The sequence below is a fragment of the Alkalibacillus haloalkaliphilus genome (assembly GCF_007991275.1).
Lineage (GTDB): Bacteria > Bacillota > Bacilli > Bacillales > Alkalibacillaceae > Alkalibacillus > Alkalibacillus haloalkaliphilus.
Genome location: NZ_BJYA01000026.1, coordinates 21,678 through 28,130, shown reverse-complemented (window position 1 = coordinate 28,130; position 6,453 = coordinate 21,678). Strand labels below are relative to the sequence as shown.

Here is a 6,453-nt window from a genome sequence, read left to right as displayed (position 1 = left end):
TTCGCGAGCGCCAAATTCCATCATGCGAGCGCCAGATTATTCTCATGAGCGCCAAATCCTATCATGCGAGCGCCAGATTATTCTCATGAGCGCCAAATCCTATCGTGCGAACGCCAGATTATTCTCATGAGCGCCAAATTCCATCATGCGAGCGCCAGATTATTTTCGCGAGCGCCAAATTCCATCATGCGAACGCCAAATTAATCTCACAAGCGCCAAATCCATCTCCCCCAAAATATAAAAAATTGCTTCAGAACAATGAAGTTCCAAAGCAATTTTCACATCATACTTATGATGAATAATCTAACTCAAACGTTTCAGTTTCTAAAGTGAAGCGAGGGGTTTCTTTTACAAACACTAAACCTAATTCGTGATCTTCATGTTCATAAATAGGACGCTGCACAAATCTCGTCTCACCTCGGAAGTCTCGCACGGATAACTTGCAGTAAGTTCGATTTTCAGTCATAACATCGAAAAACTCAAATTCATTCTGGACTGGTATATCGTGTACGCGTTCAATTTTCTCGCCAACATATAGTTCCATTTGGTCTGCAGGTGAGCCTGGCACTATGCCGACGATTGTTATTCCATCTTGTTCTGGCCTAAAGATTGGACGTCTCTCAACGTCAAAATAACGAATGAACAGATGAATAACCGGCCTCATGATTAGAGCAATTCCGACAATCACCATTCCTAAGTACAACGTGTTATAAGCACCGACTGTAGCACCAAGTAATAAGAGTGTCAAAGGGGTTAAAGTTAATGCGACTCGTTTTGCACCTTGTTCACTAAACAACCCACGGAAATTTTGTGAAAAGCCGATTATATAAGGAAAGATTATGAAACTCATTCCAGCTCCATCTAATCCAAATACTGGCCACCAAGCAAGCTGATCAGTTAATGTTAGTGAACCGATTGGCAAAGGAATTAATAATGGAACGATCATAAGTCGTGTAACTTGATGGGATCCTACGTCTTTACCACGATCTCCTTTATGTAACCGAGGGAACGACCTATGACGGTTCGTTGTCGCAATCAAAATGGCCTCAGCAAAAAGGAGAACTAACATTAAATAAATCATGCCCATTAGATCGACTTGTAGTAATCCATTTGTAAAAGACTCATTAATAACTTGTATGTCAAATAGACCAATAGACCATACGGCTAAAATAGTTAAACCTAATGTGTAAACAGGTGATAATAATGCAACTTGTCCAACTAACATTAATAAAATAATGGCTGCTGACCAGACGATTAACCATTCCCAAGTCATAAACAATCCAGTTAGGACAATCCCTGCTGAAACAATAACACCAAAAATCAATCCGATTAACCATGTCCCTTTCCATTCTGCGTGGAATGGAAACACCCGGTGACCAAATTGCTTTCGGTCTTTTTTAATTCTTTTATTTCCAATTAGAAAAGATAATATAATCGCTACATATAGTACTGGTTGTGCGAATAACCACATTAGCGCATAACCTAATTCAACTAACCATTCGACCCACATGCATAATCCCCCCAATCTCACTGGTGCACTGTATTAAACAATTCTCTAAACCCTAGTCAAAATCCTGCATATGCATTGAGTAAAAATAGATGACCCAACAGATGAGTCACCTATTTATACCAAGCTTATTCAAATAATATTTCAATAGCACGCTGTAATTGCAGATCATTTTCTGGTTCCATAACAGCGTCTAAAATTAGTTCTTCAATACGCTCTTCAGTTGGCTCATCTACAACTCCTGTCACTTCTAAACCTTCATCCGACTGGAATTGCTCGACTACTTCAACCGTGTTGTCATCAAAATAACCATCTGTACGATCAATCTCATATCCTAGTCCTTCAAGCATAAGTTGAAGCTTTCTAACTTCAGAGTTGTTCATGTCATACTCTAATGGTTCTTCAGACTGAATTAGCGTTGAATAAAAGTATTCTGGTTGTCTCTGTTCAATTGTTGGGTCAACGCCTTCACCTTCAATTCGATTGCCGTCTGGAGTTAACCAATCAAATACAGTCATTTTCAACATGCCACCATCTAAAGGCATCGTCTGTTGTACTGTTCCTTTACCGAACGTTGTTTCACCGACGACTTCATAACCGTTAACTTCATTAAGTGCGGCAGCTAAAATCTCTGATGCACTTGCACTACCTTCGTTAATTAAGACTGAAATAGGATAGTCCTTTACACCTTGCCCATCTAATGTTGACGGTTCTGGTTCCATATCATGACGGTCTGTGTAAACATACGTTTCCTCACCGTCCATAAAGTGAGTTAATACATTTTCGACTGCGTCAAATAAACCACCAGGATTTCCTCTTACATCTAATACTAATCCATCAATTCCAACTTCGTCTTCGAGGTAAGCTAACTCTTCTGCAAACTCTTCAGCCGTACCTTCACCGAAAGATCTAATTTCTAACACACCAACTGTTTGACCGTTCGTCTCTTCTACATGTGGTCGAACCGTAACTAACGGGATCGTATCTCTTGTAATTGATATATCAAAAGGTTCATCTTCACCAGGACGGTCAATCGTTAATACAACATCTGTCCCTTTCTCACCACGAATAAGTTGAACCGCTTCATTTACTGTATAATCTTCAACTGACTCTTCATCAACAGCTAAAATACGATCATTTGGGCGGATCCCTGATTCTTCAGCTGGTGAGTCTGCCAAAGGAGAAATAATTGTTATGTGTCCTTCTCGCTGAGTAACCTCTGCACCAATTCCTTCGAAAGACGACTCTAATTGTTGTTGAAATTGTTCTGTCATTTCAGCATCCATATATTCACTAAATGGATCATCTAATGAACTAACAACACCTTCGATCGCGCCTTCATATAAAGAATCAACGTCAACTTCATGTATATAATACTCATCTAACGTCGAAATCACTTGCTGAATTTTAGTAAATTCTTCACCAAGCCCTTCTTGGACATCACTATGAACCTCATCATCAGGCATTTCTACTTCCTCTTGTTCTTGTTCCTCTTCCTTTACTTGAGGTTCACCTTCGTCAGCAAGAAAATTCATGGCAGTCGCTGAGATTGCTCCCCCTACTAAAAAGGCTACTAACACTAATAAAACAACGAATTTCTTACTCATATTCAAAATTAACCACCTCAGCAAACGCTTACAGATTTAGTATTTAAAGATACTATAGTTCAGTATATGATATAGATTTCTACTATTCTCAAAATTACGCCAAAATGAAAATAGCTAAATAAATAGCATAAAAGCATCACACGAACAATGTGCGATGCTTTTATACTACTATAATTTCCTCTTTTAGTAAAAGGTAAAAGACCCTTAACGTTAAGGGTTAATATAATTTAACGGATCAACTGCGTTTGATTTAGCATTATTCCAAGATCCGCCTCTATGGATTTCAAAGTGCAAATGTGGTCCAGTGGAACTACCTGTATTACCCATATTACCAATTTGTTGACCTTGTTGCACTGTATCGCCAACACTCACGTGAACTGATGATAAATGTGCATAAACTGTATCGTACGCAACACCATCAATATAGTGGGTCATGTACACAACATTACCATACCCACCACCACAACCACTATTACCTACTACACAACCTGATACCACTCGATAAACTTCTCCGGTTGCAGCTGCATATACAGGTGTAGTTGGATTATCTCTATTACCCATATCAACACCAGCATGTCCAGGCCTATGAGGCGGTTTAAAAGGTGATGTTAAATAACCACTCATCGGTGCTATAAACTGACCACTTCCACCAGCTTGCGTGTTAGCCGGATTCGATTGAGCCTCTTGTTTTTGATTTTCTAAAGATTGTTCTCGTGATTCTAAAATTTCTTGTTCTTCCGATAACGATACTTGATAGTCCTCTAACTCTTCTTGATCGTCTTGTAAATTTGAAAGTACTACTTGTTCCTCTTGTTTTCGCTCATCAAGACCGGCAATCAGTTGATCCAGTTCACCTTTTTGAGCGACTAAAGTTTGCCTTTTATCTTCCAAATTAGCTTTATTTGCTTCAACTGTTTCTTTATTACCTTCAACTGTTTGTTTCGATTCTTCGACTTGTTCTTTGTTTTCTTCCACGGTGTCTTTTGCTTCTTCTAGAAACTGCTTGTCATCAAAATGTTGGTTAATAATGCTTTGGTCTTGATCCATCACTTTACTTACCGCTGCAGCACGACTTACGAAATCACCGAAATCACTTGAACCTAAAACAACTTCCATATAACTTACAGAACCACCGTTACGCTGTAGAGTTCTTAGTCGGTCGATAAGAACTGCCTCACGCTGGTTAATTCTAAATTCAGTTTCAGTAATTTCTTCTTCTAATTCAGAGATTTCTTCTTCTAATTCATCAATCTCTGCTTCAAGTTCTTGAATCTCGTTTTCTAGTTCTTGAATTTCAGCTTCTAATAAATAAATTTCTGTCTCAGTCTCTTCAATATCAAGCTCTTTTTGACGGACTTCTAACTCAGCTTGCTCTATTTCATTTTCAATACGATCTAACTCTGCTTCTGTTTCATCCTGTTGACTTTCAAGTTCACGGATTTGTTCTTGTAAACTATCAATCTCACTAGAAACATTCTCTCGTTCTTGCTGTACTTCATCTAATTCTTTTTCAATATCTTCAACTGACTGATTAGCTTGGACCGAATCGGAATCCGAATACATCAATGCGCCAACAATAACTACAATCAAAGTTAAAAACGGTATAACTTTCTTCGTCAACTTGGTTTCTCCCCTTTTGTATTTGTTGTGAATTTAGTCTCGTTAAACTTTTAAGAACTTACGAACACTCATCACGCTTCCCCAAATACCAATAAAGGCACCGATTGCTAATAGCATGAGTGAAAGCTGCCATGCAAATGGGTTCCACGGTAACAACTCGATGAACTGGAAATTCAATCGGTCGTTTAAGTTTATATACAAGAAGTGATAACCACCAAGTACAAGCGCAATTGGGATCACTGAACCAATAACACCTGTAAGCATTCCTTCAACAAAGAATGGCCAACGAATAAAGCTATTCTTCGCACCGACTAGTCGCATAATACCAATCTCATCTCTTCTTGCTGTAATCGTCATCTTGATCGTGTTCGATATTAGGAAAATAGCCGTTAATAGTAACGCTGCAATAAACGTAATTCCTATATATCTAGCATACTGGTTAAATTGTAATAGTCGGTCTACTGTTTCACTTCCGTAATCAACGTCATCTACGTTTGAAAAGCCTTCAATTGTTGAAGCAACTCCTGCTAGATCTTCTGCTTCGTACGTCTCGACAACGTAAACATCATTTAGCGGGTTATCTTGTTCGAAAAGCTCCCAAGCTTCCCCATCTTCACCTAAGTCTTCAACTAACGCTTCTAATTCTTCATCTTTTGAAGAGAAATAAAATTCCTCAACTCTATTAAGTTCACCAATATTTTGACCTAACTCGTCAATATCGTCTTCCTCTGCACTTAAATCTATAAACACACGAATATCTGCATCTGATTCAATGTTGTCTGCAATTTGATTTAGGTTTAGCATTAGCATTAAAAATGCTGCCACTAATACTAATGTCGTTGTCACAGCACCAACTGCGGCTACTGTCATCCAACTATTTCTAACTAAGTTTTTTGTACCTTCTCTAAAATGTCTTTTAAATGTATTAATCTTCATATCCGTATTCCCCTCGATGCTCGTCTCTTACGATTTGACCATTTTCCATAGCAATAACACGTCTACGAATTTTGTTAACGATATCTTTACTATGTGTTGCCATAATCACTGTCGTACCAGTCGCATTGACTTCTTCAAAGATTCTCATAATCTCCCACGACGTGTCAGGGTCTAAGTTACCTGTTGGCTCATCGGCAATGACAACTTTAGGGTTGTTGACAATCGCTCTTGCAATGGCTACACGTTGTTGCTCACCACCTGATAATTGAGCGGGTATAAACCTCGCTTTATGCTTTAACCCAACCTTATCTAACACGTCCATTACACGACGCCTAATTTTTCTCGGGTTTTCCTCGATCACTTCTAAAGCAAAGGCTACATTTTCATAGACTGTTAGTTTCGGTAACAATTTAAAATCTTGGAAAATAACGCCGATTGAACGTCGTAAATAAGGTACTTGTTTATCTTTCATGTCGCCGATATCTACATGATTGATCTTCACATGGCCTTTACTTGGTACTTCTTCGCGATACATCATTTTAATAAAAGATGATTTACCAGCACCGCTTGGGCCAACAACATAAACAAACTCTCCGTTATCAATTGTTGTTTTTACGCCATTTAAAGCTGTAACTCCGTTATCATAAACTTTATATACATTGTTCATTTCGATCATAGTAATCCACCTTGGTCCTCCTGCTGCATTGCAACATTTTGTATTTACCTTTTTATATAGCTTGTCCATTTCAAATCGAGACATCGCAAATCAACGATGTCTCAAAT

General features: G+C 38.5%; 5 protein-coding genes. All 5 read right to left on the bottom strand.

Translation table 11 applies throughout. The features are described from left to right. Positions 1–289: 289 nt before the first annotated feature. Positions 290–1,510, bottom strand: a complete 1,221-nt coding sequence (locus tag AHA02nite_RS14810; protein WP_146818644.1) for a PDZ domain-containing protein — start codon at positions 1,508–1,510, stop codon at positions 290–292. Positions 1,511–1,635: 125 nt separating this feature from the next. Then, positions 1,636–3,114 carry a S41 family peptidase gene (locus tag AHA02nite_RS14805; RefSeq protein WP_146818642.1) on the bottom strand — a complete coding sequence of 493 codons (1,479 nt, stop codon included), beginning with the start codon at positions 3,112–3,114 and terminating at the stop codon, positions 1,636–1,638. Positions 3,115–3,324: 210 nt separating this feature from the next. Continuing rightward, entirely contained in the window at positions 3,325–4,734 is a 1,410-nt protein-coding gene (locus AHA02nite_RS14800) for a PcsB-like coiled-coil domain-containing protein (protein WP_146818640.1), read from the bottom strand. A gap of 42 nt (positions 4,735–4,776) precedes the next feature. Beyond that, on the bottom strand, positions 4,777–5,670 hold the full coding sequence (gene ftsX, locus AHA02nite_RS14795) for a permease-like cell division protein FtsX (RefSeq protein WP_146818638.1): 894 nt from the start codon (positions 5,668–5,670) through the stop codon (positions 4,777–4,779). Next, positions 5,660–6,346, bottom strand: a complete 687-nt coding sequence (ftsE, locus tag AHA02nite_RS14790; protein ID WP_146818636.1) for a cell division ATP-binding protein FtsE — start codon at positions 6,344–6,346, stop codon at positions 5,660–5,662. The genes ftsX and ftsE overlap by 11 nt, the downstream gene beginning before the upstream one ends. Positions 6,347–6,453 lie beyond the last annotated feature (107 nt).